Annotated in this window: 19 protein-coding genes; 15 read left to right on the top strand and 4 right to left on the bottom strand. The window is 68.3% G+C overall.

Going from position 1 to position 16,645, the window contains the following annotated elements:
* Window positions 1-10: 10 nt before the first annotated feature.
* Entirely contained in the window at window positions 11-2,083 is a 2,073-nt protein-coding gene (locus ACT6QK_RS03050) for a lytic transglycosylase domain-containing protein (protein ID WP_444596336.1), read from the bottom strand.
* A 108-nt stretch (window positions 2,084-2,191) separates the two neighbouring features.
* On the opposite strand from ACT6QK_RS03050, the gene dapA reads away from it, so the two are divergent.
* Both dapA and smpB read left to right on the top strand, forming a co-directional pair.
* Window positions 2,192-3,088 (top strand): 4-hydroxy-tetrahydrodipicolinate synthase, encoded by an 897-nt coding sequence (dapA, locus tag ACT6QK_RS03045; protein WP_444596335.1) that lies wholly within the window; start codon window positions 2,192-2,194, stop codon window positions 3,086-3,088.
* Window positions 3,088-3,591, top strand: a complete 504-nt coding sequence (gene smpB, locus ACT6QK_RS03040; protein ID WP_444596334.1) for an SsrA-binding protein SmpB — start codon at window positions 3,088-3,090, stop codon at window positions 3,589-3,591. Before dapA ends, smpB begins: the two co-directional genes overlap by 1 nt.
* 9 nt (window positions 3,592-3,600) lie before the next feature.
* Here the strand turns inward: smpB and ACT6QK_RS03035 are convergent, their stop codons facing one another.
* Window positions 3,601-4,137 carry a LabA-like NYN domain-containing protein gene (locus tag ACT6QK_RS03035; protein ID WP_444596333.1) on the bottom strand — a complete coding sequence of 179 codons (537 nt, stop codon included), beginning with the start codon at window positions 4,135-4,137 and terminating at the stop codon, window positions 3,601-3,603.
* Here ACT6QK_RS03035 and folK point away from each other — a divergent pair.
* The 12 genes from folK (at window position 4,136) to ACT6QK_RS02975 (ending at window position 14,286) form a co-directional block, all read left to right on the top strand.
* Window positions 4,136-4,672: a 2-amino-4-hydroxy-6-hydroxymethyldihydropteridine diphosphokinase gene (gene folK, locus ACT6QK_RS03030; RefSeq protein ID WP_444596332.1), complete on the top strand. Its 537-nt coding sequence runs from the start codon at window positions 4,136-4,138 to the stop codon at window positions 4,670-4,672. The two genes, ACT6QK_RS03035 and folK, sit on opposite strands and share 2 nt — an antisense overlap.
* 104 nt (window positions 4,673-4,776) lie before the next feature.
* The gene (rpoZ, locus tag ACT6QK_RS03025; protein ID WP_444596331.1) at window positions 4,777-5,136 is read left to right on the top strand and encodes a DNA-directed RNA polymerase subunit omega; all 360 of its coding nucleotides are present in this window, start codon (window positions 4,777-4,779) and stop codon (window positions 5,134-5,136) included.
* 212 nt (window positions 5,137-5,348) lie between these two features.
* The gene (locus ACT6QK_RS03020) at window positions 5,349-7,442 is read left to right on the top strand and encodes a RelA/SpoT family protein (RefSeq protein WP_444596330.1); all 2,094 of its coding nucleotides are present in this window, start codon (window positions 5,349-5,351) and stop codon (window positions 7,440-7,442) included.
* A gap of 35 nt (window positions 7,443-7,477) precedes the next feature.
* Window positions 7,478-8,233 carry an LOG family protein gene (locus ACT6QK_RS03015; RefSeq protein WP_444596396.1) on the top strand — a complete coding sequence of 252 codons (756 nt, stop codon included), beginning with the start codon at window positions 7,478-7,480 and terminating at the stop codon, window positions 8,231-8,233.
* A gap of 38 nt (window positions 8,234-8,271) precedes the next feature.
* Entirely contained in the window at window positions 8,272-8,604 is a 333-nt protein-coding gene (locus tag ACT6QK_RS03010) for a hypothetical protein (protein WP_444596329.1), read from the top strand.
* The gene (gene pyrE / locus ACT6QK_RS03005) at window positions 8,591-9,178 is read left to right on the top strand and encodes an orotate phosphoribosyltransferase (RefSeq protein WP_444596328.1); all 588 of its coding nucleotides are present in this window, start codon (window positions 8,591-8,593) and stop codon (window positions 9,176-9,178) included. Before ACT6QK_RS03010 ends, pyrE begins: the two co-directional genes overlap by 14 nt.
* A gap of 4 nt (window positions 9,179-9,182) precedes the next feature.
* Window positions 9,183-9,944 carry a pyridoxine 5'-phosphate synthase gene (locus ACT6QK_RS03000; protein WP_444596327.1) on the top strand — a complete coding sequence of 254 codons (762 nt, stop codon included), beginning with the start codon at window positions 9,183-9,185 and terminating at the stop codon, window positions 9,942-9,944.
* Window positions 9,941-10,345 carry a holo-ACP synthase gene (gene acpS / locus ACT6QK_RS02995; protein ID WP_444596326.1) on the top strand — a complete coding sequence of 135 codons (405 nt, stop codon included), beginning with the start codon at window positions 9,941-9,943 and terminating at the stop codon, window positions 10,343-10,345. The genes ACT6QK_RS03000 and acpS overlap by 4 nt, the downstream gene beginning before the upstream one ends.
* 54 nt (window positions 10,346-10,399) lie before the next feature.
* Complete coding sequence (gene lepB / locus ACT6QK_RS02990; protein ID WP_444596325.1) at window positions 10,400-11,347, top strand: signal peptidase I; 948 nt, start codon at window positions 10,400-10,402, stop codon at window positions 11,345-11,347.
* A complete protein-coding gene (gene rnc / locus ACT6QK_RS02985; protein ID WP_444596324.1) occupies window positions 11,347-12,060 on the top strand; it encodes a ribonuclease III in 714 nt (237 codons plus the stop codon). Before lepB ends, rnc begins: the two co-directional genes overlap by 1 nt.
* Window positions 12,057-13,016, top strand: a complete 960-nt coding sequence (gene era / locus ACT6QK_RS02980) for a GTPase Era (protein WP_444596323.1) — start codon at window positions 12,057-12,059, stop codon at window positions 13,014-13,016. The genes rnc and era overlap by 4 nt, the downstream gene beginning before the upstream one ends.
* 4 nt (window positions 13,017-13,020) lie before the next feature.
* Window positions 13,021-14,286, top strand: coding sequence for a serine hydrolase domain-containing protein (locus ACT6QK_RS02975; RefSeq protein WP_444596322.1), 1,266 nt, complete (start codon window positions 13,021-13,023; stop codon window positions 14,284-14,286).
* Window positions 14,287-14,292: 6 nt separating this feature from the next.
* On the opposite strand, the gene ACT6QK_RS02970 is transcribed toward ACT6QK_RS02975, so the two are convergent.
* Both ACT6QK_RS02970 and ACT6QK_RS02965 read right to left on the bottom strand, forming a co-directional pair.
* Complete coding sequence (locus ACT6QK_RS02970) at window positions 14,293-15,069, bottom strand: NAD kinase (protein ID WP_444596321.1); 777 nt, start codon at window positions 15,067-15,069, stop codon at window positions 14,293-14,295.
* 31 nt (window positions 15,070-15,100) lie between these two features.
* A complete protein-coding gene (locus tag ACT6QK_RS02965; protein ID WP_444596320.1) occupies window positions 15,101-16,243 on the bottom strand; it encodes a DUF2336 domain-containing protein in 1,143 nt (380 codons plus the stop codon).
* A 175-nt stretch (window positions 16,244-16,418) separates the two neighbouring features.
* On the opposite strand from ACT6QK_RS02965, the gene ACT6QK_RS02960 reads away from it, so the two are divergent.
* A partial coding sequence (locus tag ACT6QK_RS02960) for a class II aldolase/adducin family protein (protein ID WP_444596319.1) occupies window positions 16,419-16,645 on the top strand: 227 nt, incomplete at its 3' end.

Raw genomic sequence — 16,645 nt, 5'->3', positions numbered from 1 at the left:
CCCGCGCGGTTCAGGGGATGTAGGGTCTGGGGCCGCTGCCGACCGAGGACGCACCCATGCCCGCCACGCCGCGCGCGATGTCGGACGAGGCCGTCAGGGGCGCCGTGCCGCCGTTCAGCCGGGCCTTGTAGACCGCCATATTCTCCATGACCCGCATCATGTAGTTGCGCGTCTCGGTGAAGGGGGCGCATTCGATGAAATCGACGGGATCGACCTGACCGCCGCGCGGGTCGCCGCAGCGGGCGATCCACTGGGAGGGCCGGGCCGGCCCGGCGTTGTAGCCGACGGTCGTCAGCAGCATCGACCCGCCGAACTGATTCATCAGCTCGCCCAGATGATAGCTGCCCAGGGTCATGTTGTAGTCGGGATCCCACAGCCGCTCGGCCGAGTAGGGCATGCCGAGGCGACGGGCGACGCCCGAGGCCGTGGCGGGCAGGAACTGCATCATGCCGCGCGCATCGGCGTGGGAGCGGGCACGGGGATCGAAGCTGGATTCCTGGCGGGTGATGGCCAGGGTGAACTCGAGGGGCGCAGCGCCGGGGACCGAGGGCGGGATGCGGACCGGATACATGCGGTCGGGCATCAGGACGCCGCGCTGGCTGGCGGCCCGGCCGACCATCATGGCCGTGAAGCCTTCGCCATAGGCGCGCGACAGGTCCATCAGCAGGGCCAGGTCGGTCGGCAGGGGCAGGGTGTCGTCGAGGTGGTAGGCGAAGACGCGGAACAGGCTGGTCTCGCCGGTCTCGCCGAGAATCCGCATGGCGCGGACCAGCTCGCGGTTCTCGAACTGGGCGACGTCGGCGGCGGTCGGCGCCGGATCGCCGGGCAGGGTGATGGAGGTCTGGCCCGCCTTTTCCGCCGCCAGTTGGCCGTAGAAGGTCTGGATGTACTGGCCGCCGGAGCGATACCACTGCTGGGCGCCCGCCTGATCGCCGCTCGCCTCGGCGGCCCGGCCCAGCCAGTAGGCGGCGCGGCCCTGGGTGATGGGGGTCGAGGAGACGGTGCGCAGCCGCTCGAAATGCTGCGCCGCGCGAGCCGGATCGTTGAGCTTGGTCAGGGCGACCCAGCCGGCGAAGAACTCGGCGTCCACCAGACGGTCGCCCGACGGGAAGCCGTGGCCGTTCATGGCGTCATAGGCCGCCTGCCAGTTGCGGGCCTGAAGGGCGTCCAGGAAATAGTTGCGGCGCTCGCTCCACAGGGCGTCCTGACCGTCCTTGTGAGACGGGGCTGCGGGCAGGTAGCGGAGCAGGGAGAAGCCCTCGGTGTCGCGGTTAGCGGCGCGCAGGATGCGGACCCGTTCCTGGACCACGGCGGGATCCAGGGCCTGGGTCGGGGTCAGGCCGGCGACGACGGCGTCGGCGTTATAGGCGCTGCGCAGGGCCAGAACGGCCTCCGCCGTGGTGCGGCGCTCGGCCGAGACCAGGGACAACATGCCGCGCGTGGCCGGGCCGTGCGGACCCGACAGCAGCATGGAGAGGCGGGCGTCGTGGTCGGCTTGGGTCAGCCATCCGCCCCAGCGCCCCAGAATGCGGTTCTGATTGGCATCGTCGAACGACCGGGTGCGCCACCAGTCGGCGATCAGGTCGCGGGCCTCCGCCTGTCGGCCCGACTGCTCCAGGGCTCCGGCAAGGGCGATTGCGCCCTGAACGGTGGTCGGCCGGGAGTCGCTGAAGAAGCCCAGCACCTCGCCGGACGAGGTGGAGGCGCGGTCCATGGCCTGTTCGGCGGCGGCTGTGCGGGCGTCGGCGCGAGGCCAGCCGTCCAGGCTGCGGGCGTCCTCGGACAGTTCGCTCCACGACATCTGCGAGCCGGTCACGTCGACCAGGGCCCATTCGACCAGCTTGCGCGCGGCGGGGTCCGACAGGCGGCTGATGGCTCCGCGGGCTCCGGCGGCGTCGCGGGCGCGGGCGGCGGCCAGGCCCTGGCGGAAGGCGGTGGTGTCGGAATCGCTGAGGACGCGCGGCTGGCTGCTGGCGGCCGAAACCTGGGTGTAGGGGACGGGCCCCTCGCTGTTCAGGATGTCGGTCGTCTGCGGCAGGGGTGCGAGGACCGCAAGCGCGGCCGCGAGAGTGGTCGCCAGCATTGTTCGTGTTACCCCATTCATACAGTTGCGGCGTCGAAGCCGCCGACCTACCCTCTAAGGCTGTTACAGGCGCCCGGCGCCCTTTCCCATGCAGGTAGAGTTCTCACCATGACCGCCCCCTTGTTCAAGGGCGTGATCACCGCCCTGATCACACCACTTCGTGACGGAAAGGTGGACGAAGCCGCTTTCGACCGTCTTCTGGAACGCCAGATCGCCGCAGGGGTGGACGGCGTCGTGCCGATGGGCACGACCGGCGAGAACGCCAGCCTGACCGTGCCCGAGAACCTGGCCGTGATCGAACGCTGCGTGGACAAGGCGGCGGGCCGCGTCCGGGTGCTGGCCGGCTGTGGAGCCGCCGCCACCGACGAGGCCATCGAGTGGTCTCAGTTCGCCAAAAAGGTCGGGGCCGACGGCGCCCTGATCGTCACCCCCTTCTACAACCGGCCGTCGCAGGCGGGGCTGAAGGCGCATTTCGAGGCGGTGGCCGATGCGGTCGAGCTGCCGATCGTCCTCTATAATGTGCCGGCGCGCACGGGTTGCGACCTGTCCAACGCGGTCGTGGCCGAACTGTCGAAGCATCCGAACATCGTCGGCATCAAGGACGCGACCGGCGACATGGATCGCGTCAGCTGGATGCACGCCAATATCGCCGGGGCGGGCAGCGGCGAGTTCGCCCTGATCTCGGGCGATGACGCCAGCTTCCTGGGCTATTCGGCCTATGGCGGGGTGGGGGTGATCTCGGTGACGTCGAACGTCGCCCCGGAGGCCATGGTGGCGCTGAACCGGGCCATCCAGGTCGGCGACATGGCCTCGGCCCGGTCGTGGCAGGACCGGCTGATCGCCCTGCAGACGGCGCTGTTCCTGGATTCCTCGCCGTCTCCGGCCAAGTACGCCCTGTCGCGACTGGGGCTCTGCACGGAAGAGATTCGCCTGCCGCTCTATCGGGCGAACGACGCGGTGAAGCCGGCCATCGACGCGGCGATGGCCGCCGCCGGCGCGAGCTGATGGCGACGACAAAGGAAAAGGCTGCTTCGGCAGCCAAGGCGCCGATCACCAAGGCCAAGGTGATCGCCGAGAACCGGCGGGCGAAGTTCGACTACTTCCTCGAGGACAACCTCGAGGCCGGGATCATGCTGCTCGGCACCGAGATCAAGGCGCTGCGCATGGGGCGGGCCAATATCGCCGAAAGCTATGCGGCGGTGGAGGGGCGGGAGATCGTCCTGATCAACGCCGACATCCCACCCTATGCCCAGGCCAATCGATTCAACCACGAGCCGCGCCGGCCGCGGAAGCTGCTGCTGCACAGGAAGCAGATCGATCGTCTGATCGGCGCGGTCCAGAAGGACGGCCAGACGATCATCCCGATCCGCCTCTATCTGAACGAGGACGGGAAGGCGAAGCTGGAGATCGCCCTGGCCAAGGGCAAGAAGCTGCACGACAAGCGCGAGACCTCGGCCGAGCGCGACTGGCAGAGGGACAAGGCCCGGCTGCTGCGGGACAAGGGCTGAACCGAAGCGTCAGCCGCCCGCGCGCGGCCGCGTCCAGTCGCTGCGATCGGCGACGTCGATATAGCGGTCGGCCTGGCGGCGCAGGTCGTCGGCGATCATCGGCGGCTGGCTTTTCAGGGTGGAGACGACGGTGACCCGCACGCCTTTCGCCTGAACCGCCTGGACCAGGCGGCGGAAGTCGCCGTCGCCGGAGAACAGCACGGCGTGGTCGAGACGCGGCGCGAGCTCCAGCATGTCCACCGCGATCTCGATGTCCATGTTGCCCTTGATGCGGCTGTGGCCCTGGGGATCGGTGAAGCGTTTGGCGGGCTTGGTCACGGTCGAGAAGCCGTTGTAGCCGAGCCAGTCGACCAGAGGCCGGACGGCCGAGAACTCTTCGCCCTCGACCACGGCCGTGTAATAATAGGCGCGAACCAGAACCGCCTGATCTTGGAACGAGGCCAGCAAAGCCTTGAAGTCCAGATCGACGCCGAGGGCGCGGGCGGCGGAATAGAGATTGGCCCCGTCGATGAACAGGGCGACGCGCTCGGTCGGATGGAAGCTCATGGAAGGCATCCCGGATATTCGGCCTGGCGCGGACGGCGGACTGGATCAGGCTGTCTTCGTCGCCCTGGGCTGCAATGACAAGGGGGTGTGGTCCGACTGTCGCGAGGCGCTGGAGGCGGCCCTGGCCCGGTTCCGGCCGGAGGGGATCGACGTCGTGGCGCGGTCGTCCTGGTGGCGGTCGCAGGCCTGGCCCGACCCGGACGATCCGCCGTTCCTGAATGGGGTGGTTCAAGTGACGACAGCGCTGGAGCCGCACGCCCTGATGGAGGCCCTGGGGCGGATCGAGGACGCCATGGGACGGGTGCGCGGCGCGCGGAACGCCCCCCGGACCCTGGATCTGGACCTGATCGCCCATGGGCGGCGTGCCGGTGATTTCGACGGGCTTATCCTGCCGCATCCCAGGGCGGCGGAGCGGTTGTTCGTCATGGGGCCGCTGGCGGAGATCGCGCCCGGCTGGGTTCATCCGGCGGGCGGGACGGCGTCTCAACTGGCAAAAACGGCCTCGGTCGGGACGGATGCGCGACCGATGTCCTGAGCCCTTCGGACACGCCGGCCCCACAATCGCCCATGTGGCGTTGCAAAATTCGATCCTTATCTCTATTTTCACCGGCTCTCCCGGACCGCCCCCGAAGGACTCCCATGGCTCGCGTCACTGTCGAAGACTGCATCGAAAAGGTGCCGAACCGTTTCGGTCTGGTCCTGCTGGCCGGCAACCGCGCCCGCGCCATCGCTAACGGCGCGCCGCTGATGCTGGATCGCGACAATGACAAGAACCCGGTCGTCGCCCTGCGCGAACTGGCCGAGGACAAGGTCATGCCGGATGAACTGACCGAGACCATCGTCGTGGCGCTGCAACGGGTCGACGAGCGCACGGAAGCCGAGGACGAGGCCGAGGTCGTGGCCCTGCTGGCCGAGCCGCAGCACATGAACATGGCCGAGCAGGAGCTGATCCGCGCCCTGCAGAGCGACCGCGACGGCGGCCAGGAGGAACGCTACTGACGGCCGAGCCCGTCAACGGCGTCACCATCCTTCCGGCGCGGGCCGGTTCGCCCCCGCCGGCTCCCGAAGCTGCGAATCGCCCCGAAGCCGCGAATCGCAACGATCCGCCTCCGCCGGCCGTCGACGCGCCGCCGGTCAGGCGCGCGCCCATCCTTCGTCAGTTCGAGCTGATCGAGGCGGTCAAGGCCTATGATCCGACCGCCGACGAGGCGATGCTCAACCGCGCCTACGTCTATGCGATGAAGATGCACGGCTCGCAGCTGCGGGCCTCGGGCGATCCCTATTTCGCCCATCCGATCCAGGTCGCGGGCATCCTGACCGACTATCGGCTGGATACGGCCTCCATCGTCTCGGCCCTGTTGCACGACGTGGTCGAGGACACCTCCGCCACCCGCGACGACATCGCCGCCATGTTCGGCGAGGAGGTCGCCGTCCTGGTCGAGGGGGTGACCAAGCTGTCGCGCCTGGAGCTGCAGGCCGAACACACGCGCCAGGCCGAGAACCTGCGCAAATTCATCCTGGCCATCTCCAAGGACGTCCGCGTCCTGCTGATCAAGCTGGCCGACCGTCTGCACAACATGCGGACGCTGAAATACGTCAAGCCGGAGAAGCGCGAGCGGATCAGCCGCGAGACGCTGGAGGTCTATGCGCCGCTGGGCCGGTCGATCGGCATTCACTCCATTGCGTCCGAGCTGGAAGAGCTGGCGTTCGAACATCTGAACCCCACGGCGCGCACCGCCATCCAGCGCCGGCTGGAGGCGCTGAAGCTGGAGCATGGGCACGCCATCGAAGGCGTGTCGCACGAGGTCGAACGAGTGCTGTCGGAGGCGGGGATCGACGCCAATGTCTATGGCCGGCAGAAGACGCCCTATTCGATCTGGCGGAAGCTGCAGAGGAAGACGGTAGGCTTTTCCAGCCTGTCGGACATCTACGGCTTCCGCGTCATCGTGCCGTTCGAGGACGACTGCTATCGGGCCCTCGGGGTGATCCACCGCGCCTGGCCGATGGTGCCCGAGCGGTTCAAGGATTTCATCTCGACGCCCAAGTCGAACAACTACCGCTCCCTGCACACGACCGTCGTGGGGCCGGGCGGGCTGCGCATCGAGATGCAGATCCGCACCGAGGCCATGGATCGCGTGGCGGAAGATGGCGTGGCGGCGCACTGGGCCTACAAGAACCAGTCCTATGGCCTGGACCGTGAGGCCATGAAGGCCGACGGCGGGCGCGACCCGCTGCAGAACCTTCGCCATCTGGTGCAGGTGATGGAACACGGCGAGGGCGGCGAGGACTGGGTCGAGCACGCCAAGCTGGAGATGTACCTGGAACAGGTGTTCGTCTTCACGCCGAAGGGGCGCCTGATCACCCTGCCGCGCGGGGGGATGCCGCTGGACTTCGCCTACGCCGTCCACACCGAGGTCGGGGACACGGCGGCGGGGGTCAAGGTCAACGGCGAACTGAAGCCGATGCGGACCGTGCTGCAGAACGGCGACGTTGTGGAGATCATCCGCGGCGCCAAGCGCGAGGCGCCGTCCGACTGGCGTTCGCTGACGGTGACCGGACGGGCGCGTTCCGCCATTCGCCGCCACCTGCGTGACGCCGAGCGCGACGAGTTTCTAAGGCTGGGGCGGGCGACCCTGGACCAGACCATCGCCAAGGCGGGCAAGTCGATCGACGACGTGGCGCTGAAGCCGCTGCTGGAGACCATGGCCATCGCCTCCGAGGCCGACCTGTTCGAAGCGATCGGTCGCGGGCGGGTGTCGCCGGTCAAGGTGGCTGAGACCCTGTTTCCGCAGCTGAAGGGCAAGATCGCCTCTGCGGCCAACCGCAAGAAGATCCAGGACTCGCGGGCCCGGCTGTTCGTGCGCGGCGGCGGGCTGACACCCGGCGTCAGCATCCATTTCGGCCAGTGCTGTTCGCCGCTGCCGGGCGACCGGATCGTCGGCATCCTTGAGCCTGACAAGGGGCTGACGGTGCATACGATCGACTGCCAGAAGCTGGCCGATTTCGCCGACGACGACAGCGTCTGGCAGGACCTGCAATGGACGCCGACGGCGGAGAAGGGCGGGCTCGGCATCGCCCGCCTGAAGGCGACGGTGAAGAACGGCGTCGGGGTGCTGGGCCAGGTCACGACGGTGATCGGCGAGGCGGGCGGCAATATCCGCAACCTGACCTTGAGCCACCGGGCCGAGGACTTCTTCGACCTCAACTTCGACGTTGAGGTCGAGGACGCCAAGCACGCCACCGCGATCATGGCGGCGTTGCGGGCCAATCCGGCCGTGGACGCCGTGGACCGGATGCGAGGCTAGGCTTGAGCGACGAGACCCGGTCCAACGCGGCGCAGATGGCGTCGCCCTCCTATCGCATGGCGGCGATGGATCAGGACTTCCTGCTGGGCGACTCCATGCGCGGGGTCCGTTTCCTGCTGGAGTACGCCAAGGCGGAGGAGGCGCTGAGGGCCTGGGGCGTGCGGTCGACCATCGTGGTGTTCGGCACGGCGCGGGCGAGGGAGGGCGACGCCGGCTCGCGCGGGCGCTGGATCGAGCAGGCCCGGGCCTTCGGCAGGCTGGCGTCGGAGCGGGGAGGGGCCCTGCGCGGCGTCATCGGCGAGCCGCGCGACAATGTCATCGCCACCGGCGGCGGGCCCGGCGTCATGGAGGCGGCCAACCGGGGGGCGACGGAGGCCGGAGCGCCGTCGATCGGTTTCAACATCACCCTGCCGCACGAACAAGAACCCAACGCCTGGTCGACGCCGGAACTGACCTTCCGCTTCCACTATTTCGCGATGCGGAAGATGCATCTGGCCATGCGGGCCAACGCCCTGGTGGTGTTCCCGGGCGGTTTCGGCACCTTCGACGAATTGTTCGAGATCCTGACCCTGCGCCAGACGGAGAAGGCGCCGCCCATTCCCATCGTCCTGTTCGACGAAGCCTACTGGCGATCGGTGATCAACTTCGACGCTCTGGTCGAGCACGGGGTGATCGGGGCCGACGATCTGAAACTGTTTGGGTTCGCCGATGACGCGGAGGCAGTGTGGGCGCGATTGCTGGAGGGCGGCCTGAGGCCGAACGAAAACATCGAGACCGCTGCCTTGCCCTAGATCAGGGCGAAAGCTGGTCGAGCGAGAGGACGGGGCGAATGGCGACGACGTATTACGTTCGGCCATCCGACGGAAAGCGCCGTCAGGTCAGCGATCGCTGGCGTCTTCCGGGCATCCTGTTCGGCGTCCCCGCGATGTTAGTTGCGGGACTTTGGCTTCATTCGCTGCTGGCTGCCGTCGGCACAATCGCTTTGGGCCTCGCAGCAGAATGGGTTACCGGATTGCGAGAGGGAGATCCGGACTATCTGATCACCTATTTTCCTGGATGGATATTCACGGCGATCTACGGTGGGTTTATCCCGATGCTGCGTCGCAGGAAATACGAACGCCTTGGCTGGAAGCGAGTTGAAGTTGCCGATGAATTCCAATGACGTTCTCGACGAGTTTCGCGGCGCCGGCGCACTGCGCGAAGGCCATTTCGTGCTGTCCTCGGGACTGCACAGCCCGGTCTTCCTGCAGAAGAACCTGGTCTTCATGGACGGAGAGCGCTGCGCCCGTCTGTGCAAGGCGCTCGCGGAGAAGGTGATCGCTGCGGTCGGGCCGGTGGACGTCGCCATTTCCCCGGCCGTGGGCGGGATCATTCCCGGCTATGAGACGGCCAAGCACCTCGGCGTCCGGTCTATGTATGTCGAACGCGAGGGCGGCGAGTTCAAGCTACGGCGCGGTTTCCACGTCGAGCCGGGCGAGAAGGTGGTGATGGTCGAGGACATCGTCACCACCGGGCTTTCGTCTCGCGAATGCATCGCGGCGATCCAGAAGGCGGGCGGGACGGTCGTGGCTGCGGCCTGTATCGTCGATCGTTCCGGCGGTCGCGCCGATGTCGGCGTGCCCCTGATCGCCCTGGCGACCCTGGACGTGCCCGCATACCCCGCCGACGCCCTGCCGCCCGAACTGGCGGCCTTGCCCGTCGAGGATCCGGGCAGCCGGCGGTTGGCGAAGGCCTGATCGCATGGCCACGCGACTGCGTCTGGGCGTCAACATCGACCATGTGGCCACGGTCCGGAACGCGCGCGGGGGTCAGTATCCCGATCCGGTGCGGGCGGCGGAAGAGGCGCTGGCGGCCGGGGCGGACGGCATCACGGCCCACCTGCGCGAGGACCGCCGGCATATTTCCGACGCCGACATCGACGGCCTGTCGGCCCTGCTGAACGCCGAGAACCGGCCCCTGAACCTCGAGATGGCGGTCACGCAGGAGATGCTGGAGATCGCCCTGCATCACCGGCCCCACGCCGTCTGCCTGGTGCCGGAAAAGCGCGAGGAGCGGACGACCGAGGGGGGGCTGGACGTGGTCGGGGGCCACAACTGGATCACCCCCTTCGTCGGCAAGCTGAACGAGGCCGGGTCGCGGGTGTCCCTGTTCATCGGGGCGGACCCGAAACAGATCGACGCGGCCCATCGCACGGGCGCCGCCGTGGTCGAGCTGCACACCGGCGCCTATTGCGACGCCGTGCGCGAGGGCCGGATGGAGGAGGCGGAGCGCGAGCTAGCCTTCCTGACGGCCGGCGCGGCCCAGGCGGCCCGGCTGGGTCTGGAGGTGCATGCCGGCCACGGCATCGACTACGACACGGTCACGGCGGTGGCGGCCATTCCAGAGTTGATGGAGCTGAACATCGGCCACTTCCTGATCGGCGAGGCGATCTTCGTCGGTCTGGGGCCGTCGATCCGTCGCATGCGCGAGCTCATGGACGCCGCTCGGGGCGTCGAAGCGTGATCATCGGGGTCGGGGCGGACCTGTCGGACATCCGGCGCATCCAGGCGTCGCTCGACCGGTTCGGCGACCGGTTCAAGCGGCGCTGCTTCACCGAGATCGAGCGCGCGCGCTCGGACCGCAAACCGGACGCCGCCTGGAGCTACGCCAAGCGGTTCGCGGCCAAGGAGGCCTGCGCCAAGGCCCTGGGGACCGGGATGCGGCGCGACGTCTACTGGAGGGACATGGGGGTGGTGAACCTGCGGTCCGGCCAGCCGACCCTGGCCCTGACGGGGCCGGCGGCCGAGCACCTGAAGCGGCTGACGCCCGCCGGCCACGAGGCGAAGATCCACCTGACGCTGAGCGACGAGCACCCCTATGCGCTCGCCTTCGTGGTGATCGAGGTCTTGCCGCTGTCTCAATGAGGCTATAGTCCGGCCGGTCAGACCGCCAGATCGGCGGCAGCAGGCAATTCACGCATGAGCGACGACAAGACTTCCACCGACGCCGGGTCCGCGCCGGGCGCCAACACCCCCGTGGAGCCGTCTTCGGTCACGTCCGACACCCGTCGCCCGATCTGGAGCGACCAGGGCGACGCCCCGTTCGAGGACGGCGCCGACGAGAAGGCCATCCCCAAGGCCGCGCGGGTCAAGGGCGCGCGTGACGAGGAGGAGGCCCCGGTGCGGTCGGCCGGCAGCGAGACGCTGGAGATCATCAAGACGGTGGTTTTCGCCCTGCTGATCGCCTTCGTGCTGCGCGTGTTGCTGTTCCAGCCCTTCACCATTCCGTCGGCCTCGATGGAGCCGAACCTGTATCAGGGCGACTATATCGTGGTGACCAAGTGGTCCTACGGCTATTCCAAATATTCGAGCGGCCTGCCGGTCAATCTGCCGATCGGCGACGGGCGGATCTTCGGGCGGCAGCCGAACCGGGGCGACATCGTGGTGTTCAAGCTGCCGCGCGACAATCGGACCGACTACATCAAGCGGGTGGTGGGCCTGCCCGGCGATACGGTGCAGATGATCGCCAACAAGCTCTACATCAACGGCCAGCCCGTGAAGGACGTGGTCGTCGGCGCGGCGGAAGTCAACGGCCTGTGGGGCCGGCAGTCCGCGACCCAGGTCCGCGAGACCTTCCCCAATGGCAAGACCTTCATGACCCAGGACTTCGGGCCCGGCGGCGAGGTGGACGACACCCCCGTCTATTCGGTGCCCGAAGGCCACTACTTCATGATGGGCGACAACCGGGACAACTCGGTCGACAGCCGCTACAGCCGCGAAAGCGGTGTGGGTCTGGTTCCGGCCGAGAATCTGGTCGGCAAGGCCCAGATCATCATGTTCTCCTGGGAGCCCGGCGCCTCGCTGTGGAATCCCGTCAGCTGGTTCTCCAACATCCGGTTGAGCCGCTTCTTCCGCGTTCTGCACTGATGGCCAACGGTCGCGCCGAGGCGGTGGCCGAACTGGTCCGCCGGCTCGGTCACGACTTCAGGGACCGGGCCCTGCTGGAACGGGCCCTGACCCACGCCAGCGTGGGCGAGGGCGTCCAACCCCAGACCCACAAGGGACCGCGCGACAACCAGCGGCTGGAGTTCCTGGGCGACCGGGTCTTGGGCCTGCTGGTCGCGGCGCGGCTGCACCACGACTTTCCCGAGGCGGACGAGGGCCAGCTGTCGTCGCGTCTGCACGCCCTCGTGGACAAGCAGGCCTGCGCCCGTGTCGGGGCCAGGCTCGGCGTCGGGGCGGCGCTGAGGCTGTCTCCCGGCGAGAGCAAGAGCGGCGGACGGCGCAAGGACGGGCTGATCGCCGATGCGGTCGAGGCGGTCCTGGCGGCGGTCTTCCTCGACGGCGGACTGGATGCGGCCAGGGGCGTGTTCGAGCGGGCCTGGGCCGAGGAGCTGGGCCGCACGCCGGACCGGGCGGTGGCCAATCCCAAGTCCGTGCTTCAGGAATGGGCCCAGGGGCAGGGGCGGCCTCTGCCGACCTACAGAATCGTCGCACGATCGGGCAGCGACCACGCCCCGACCTTCACGGTCGAAACGACGGTGGACGGATTTGAACCGGCGGCGGCCGAGGGCCGCTCGCGTCAGGATGCGGAAAAGGCGGCCGCGACCGCCATGTTGAAACGGGAAGGCGTCATTTGACCGATACGGACATCAAGGTGGAAGACCAGAAGGCCGGCTTCGCCGCCATCATCGGCGCGCCCAATGCGGGCAAGTCGACCTTGGTCAATCGCCTGACCGGGACCAAGGTCTCGATCGTCACCCAGAAGGTGCAGACCACGCGCTTTCCGGTGCGCGGCATCGCCATGTCGGACAACGCCCAGATCGTGCTGGTGGATACGCCCGGCGTCTTCACCCCGCGCCGTCGGCTGGAACGGGCCATGGTCGCCTCGGCCTGGGCGGGGGCGAACGACGCCGATGTGGTGGTGCACCTGATCGACGCGGCGTCCCACATCGCCGCCGAGGGCCGCGACGGTACGGCGGCGGACCGCAAGTCGGCCGAGGACACCGAGACCATCATCGCCAACCTGAAGGCGACGGACACCAAGGTCATACTGGCCCTGAACAAGATCGACGGCATGCGCCGCGACACGCTTCTGGCCCTGTCGCACGCCCTGTTCGAGACCGGCGTCTATTCCGAGGTCTTCATGATCTCGGCCTTGAGCGGGGACGGAGTGGAGGACCTCAAGACCCGGCTGGCCCTGGCCATGCCCAAGGGGCCCTGGCTCTATCCGGAGGACCAGTCGGCTGATGTGCCGATGCGGGTTCTGGCCGCCGAGATCACGCGCGAGAAGGTCTATCTGCGGGTGCATGAGGAGCTGCCCTATTCGGCGGCGGTTGAGACTACGGCCTTTGACGAAAAGGGCGACGGTTCGGCCCGGATCGAACAGACCATCTATGTCGAGCGCGAGAGCCAGAGGCCCATCGTCCTGGGCAAGGGTGGCCAGACCCTGAAATGGATCGGCCAGAAGTCGCGTGAGGAACTGACCGAGTTGCTGGACCGGCCGGTGCACCTGTTCCTGACGGTCAAGGTGGACCCGCGCTGGCAGGACAGCCGGGCCCTCTATGCCCAATTCGGGCTGGAGTTCGACGTCTGACGTCATGAGAGGACTTCGTCGCGGCATCTTCGCGGGACTGGCGGCCGTCGCAGTCATCGCCGGCGGGTTCGGCGCGGCCGCCCTGCTGCGCCCGGACCGGGCCACGGCGACGGCGAGCCAGGCCGGTGCCGGGGGCGTGCCGAGCACCGACCCGATTCGCCCCGTCGAGACCCTGCCGCTTCTCAAGGCGCGGCTAGACGCCAATCCGGCCAACTTCATGGGCGCGGTGCTGGTGGCCAAGGGCGACCAGATCCTGTTCCGGCAGGTCTACGGCATGGCCGACATCGAACGGGGCGTTCCCCTGACGCCGACGACCCGGTTCCGCCTGGCCTCGATCAGCAAGCAGTTCACCGCCGCCGCCATCCTGAAGCTGCAGGACGAGGGGCGGCTGAAGACGTCGGACAAGGTCTGCGCCTGGATCCAGCCCTGTCCCGAGGCCTGGGCCGACATCACCATTCGCCACCTGCTGTCGCACCAGTCGGGCATCCCCGACCTGATGGCCCGGCCGGGCTGGGGGCAGCGACGCATCACCCCGGCGACGCTGAGCCAGTTAACCGAGGAGTCAAAGGCTTTCGGGCTCCAGTTCCCGGCAGGCACGAAGATCCGGTACAACAATGCAGGCTTCAACCTGGCCGCCGACATCGTCGAACGGGCCAGCGGCGTGGCCTATCCCGACTATCTGCAGGCGACCTTCTTCACGCCTTTGGGCATGACCAACACCGGGCTGGGCGACGTGGCGTCAGACGGCGGGCCGATCGCCACGGGCTACGCCAATCTGCGCGAGGGGCTGATCCCGCAGAACCAGCCCAACGTCAGCATCGTGGAGGGCGCCGGCGCCCTGTATTCGACGCTGGACGACCTGCTGAAATGGGAGCGGGCCCTGCATCACGGGCGGGTCGTGTCGCCCGCCGCCTATGCCGAGATGACCTCGGACCAGGCGCCGCCGATCACCGAGGGCGAGACGCGGCGGCCGGAGCGCCAGTGGGGCTATGGCCTGTTCATGATGCCGCTGGGGATCGAGGTGACGCCATCCTTCACCGATCGCCAGATCTATCACACCGGCAGCTGGTCGGGCTTTCGCAACCTGGCGACGTGGCAGCCGGACAGCGACGTGACGGTGGTCGTCCTGTCCAACAGCTACTACCAGCGCGAGGAGGTTCTGCTGATCACCCAGCAGGCCATGGCGGAGGTTTTGGGGCGAGATATCCCCACGGCTTTGGCGCCCCGAACCCCGGCGGCCGTCGCCGCGACGCCAGCAGGCGCTCACTAACCGGCGTCAGGCCGAGAATTGTTCGGCCAGAACCCGCTCCTCGAAGGATCGGCCGGCCTCGAACAACATGGTCAGGGCGACGTCGCGGCGCTCGTGCACCTCGACCCTGGCCACGCGGCGGACTTCCAGACTGTCGGCCACGGCGCTGACCGGGCGTTTGTCCGGCTCCAGCACCTCGAAGGTGACCTTCGCCTGATGCGGCAGCAGGGCGCCGCGCCAGCGCCGGGGCCGGAAGGCGCTGATCGGAGTCAGGGCCAGGACCTTGCCGTCCAGCGGAATGATCGGCCCGTGGGCGGAGAGGTTATAGGCGGTCGATCCGGCGGGCGTGGCCACCATGCAGCCGTCGCAGCTGAGCTCGTCCAGCCGGACCTTGCCGTCGACGCTGATGCGCAATTTTGCACTTTGCCGCGTCTGACGCAGCAGGGAGACCTCATTGATGGCCAGGCCGCTGACCACCTCGCCGGTCTCGCCCCAGGCGTCCATCTGCAAAGGGTGGATGACGGCGTGACCCGCTGCGGCGATGCGGGCCGGCAGGTCATCCTCCTCGTAGTCGTTCATCAGAAAGCCGACCGAACCCCGGTTCATGCCATAGACGGGGATGTTGCGCTTCAGGTCGCCGTGCAGGGTTTCGAGCATGAAGCCGTCGCCGCCGAGGGCCACGATGACGTCGGCCTCATCCACCGGCGCCGAGCCATAGCGTTTGGTCAGGCGCACGCGGGCGAACTGGGCTTCGGGCCGGTCGCTGGCGACGAAGGCAAGTCGGAGATCGGCGGCGTCGGTCATGCCGCCACGCAAGCCGAGCCCGGCAGGGAAGTCAAACGGGCAGACCCGTTTCCGTCTCCATCAGCAGGCGAAAGGCGTAGCCGGCCTCAATCGGGGTCAGGCTGCGGGTGGTGACCTCCGCCGCCTCGTCGCCGGGCAGGCCGCCGGTCAGGGCCCGCATCTCCTTCAGCAGGGTCGGGAAGACCGCGCGGTCGATGCCCACGGCGGCGCAGGCCAGATAGAGGGCGTCGGGCGCGGCGCGACGGATCGCCTGTCGCACCTGACCGAGGGGAAAGCCGCTGAGCGCCGAAAGACCGTGCTCGAACAGGCCGATCTGCTTCTCGCGGACGGCGCGGACCAGGAAGCCGGCCTTGAGCTGGCCGGACATCTGCAACTTGCCGACCAGACGGCGGTCCATTTCGTCGCGGTCGCCGTCGCGGTCGCTGGACGACGCCAAGAGGACGGTCATGGCGGGCGAGCGGGGTTTCGAGGCGGCGGTCTCGATCGCCGAGGCGATCGCGGCGGGCAGGGCCGGGCCGGCGTCGACGAAGCGGGCCTGAAGCTCGGTGCGAAGCGCATCCCCGACCATGGCGTAGAGGGTCATGGCCAGTTTCTGGTTCAGCCTGGGGTGGCGGGACAGCGGCGAACGCAGGGCGGCGATCCGGCGCGCGTGTTCGATCAGGCGGCCGAGGCCGGCTTCGCTGATCTCGGCGGTCGTGTTGGCGGCGAGGGCGGCCATGGGGGCGGGCTGGGCCATGTCGATGACGGCGTCGGCGACCCGGCCGCTGATGTGGGGCCGGCGGGCGACCTCGACCTGATGCTCCAGCGTCGCGTCCACGAGGATGCGCAGAAGGTCCTCGTCGCGCATCAGGGGGCTGCGGGCGATGACCGGGCGGGCGATGTCGATCTCGTCGAGCATCAGCAGGTCCAGCAGGGCGCGCGGCGCCCAGGGGACGTCAGCCAGTTGTTCGGCGAGGGTCTGACGGATCCGGGCCTCGGCGTCGCGGGCCAGGGTCAGGAAGATGTCGCTGAGCGCCGGGGCGCAACCGTCGGTCGGCGGGTTGGCCTTGCACAGGGCCACAACCCCCAGCATCAGCCTGTGCCGGTCATCGACGGATCGACTGGCGGCCAGGGCCAGAAGATCGGCGGAAGGCGCGATGTCCGTCGAACTTTGCGACATCGAGGCGGCGGCCACGGCAGGCTCCAGCGCGAAAGGCGGTCAGGCGATATGGTCTAGCTGCGCCTGATCCGGTGAAGACAGGGTTAACGAAGCCTGAACCGTTTAACAATTCGTGGGGCTTCTTGACGTGGAGCGGAGGGAGGGAGACCTTGGCGGCAGCGGTCCGCAGAGGCTGCGGAGGAGAGATCCCATGGCTGACGGCGCATCCCAGTCCCTGAAGTCCCGTGTGTCGGAAGCCGAATGGCAGGCGCGCGTCGATCTGGCGGCCCTGTACCGGCTCGTCGCCCTGCACGGCTGGGACGACATGATCTTCACCCATATCTCGGCTCGCGTGCCGGGGCCGGAGCACCATTTCCTCATCAATCCCTATGGCTGGTATTTCGAGGAGATCACGGCCTCGTCCCTGGTGAAGGTCGA

Source organism: Brevundimonas sp., from assembly GCF_052436175.1.
Taxonomy (GTDB): Bacteria; Pseudomonadota; Alphaproteobacteria; order Caulobacterales; family Caulobacteraceae; genus Brevundimonas.
The sequence above is the reverse complement of the archived record's forward strand: the minus strand, read 5'-3'. Positions and strand labels throughout refer to the sequence as shown.

Coding starts and splice junctions, on each gene's coding strand:
- dapA (WP_444596335.1), top strand. CDS start 2,192: ATGACCGCCCCCTTGTTCAAGGGCGTGATCACCGCCCTGATCACACCA.
- ACT6QK_RS03035 (WP_444596333.1), bottom strand. CDS start 4,137: ATGAGCTTCCATCCGACCGAGCGCGTCGCCCTGTTCATCGACGGGGCC.
- lepB (WP_444596325.1), top strand. CDS start 10,400: ATGAGCGACGACAAGACTTCCACCGACGCCGGGTCCGCGCCGGGCGCC.
- rpoZ (WP_444596331.1), top strand. CDS start 4,777: ATGGCTCGCGTCACTGTCGAAGACTGCATCGAAAAGGTGCCGAACCGT.
- ACT6QK_RS03010 (WP_444596329.1), top strand. CDS start 8,272: ATGGCGACGACGTATTACGTTCGGCCATCCGACGGAAAGCGCCGTCAG.
- smpB (WP_444596334.1), top strand. CDS start 3,088: ATGGCGACGACAAAGGAAAAGGCTGCTTCGGCAGCCAAGGCGCCGATC.
- ACT6QK_RS03015 (WP_444596396.1), top strand. CDS start 7,478: ATGGCGTCGCCCTCCTATCGCATGGCGGCGATGGATCAGGACTTCCTG.
- ACT6QK_RS02975 (WP_444596322.1), top strand. CDS start 13,021: ATGAGAGGACTTCGTCGCGGCATCTTCGCGGGACTGGCGGCCGTCGCA.
- ACT6QK_RS03020 (WP_444596330.1), top strand. CDS start 5,349: ATGCTCAACCGCGCCTACGTCTATGCGATGAAGATGCACGGCTCGCAG.
- ACT6QK_RS03050 (WP_444596336.1), bottom strand. CDS start 2,083: ATGCTGGCGACCACTCTCGCGGCCGCGCTTGCGGTCCTCGCACCCCTG.
- ACT6QK_RS03000 (WP_444596327.1), top strand. CDS start 9,183: ATGGCCACGCGACTGCGTCTGGGCGTCAACATCGACCATGTGGCCACG.
- ACT6QK_RS02970 (WP_444596321.1), bottom strand. CDS start 15,069: ATGACCGACGCCGCCGATCTCCGACTTGCCTTCGTCGCCAGCGACCGG.
- folK (WP_444596332.1), top strand. CDS start 4,136: ATGGAAGGCATCCCGGATATTCGGCCTGGCGCGGACGGCGGACTGGAT.
- rnc (WP_444596324.1), top strand. CDS start 11,347: ATGGCCAACGGTCGCGCCGAGGCGGTGGCCGAACTGGTCCGCCGGCTC.
- pyrE (WP_444596328.1), top strand. CDS start 8,591: ATGAATTCCAATGACGTTCTCGACGAGTTTCGCGGCGCCGGCGCACTG.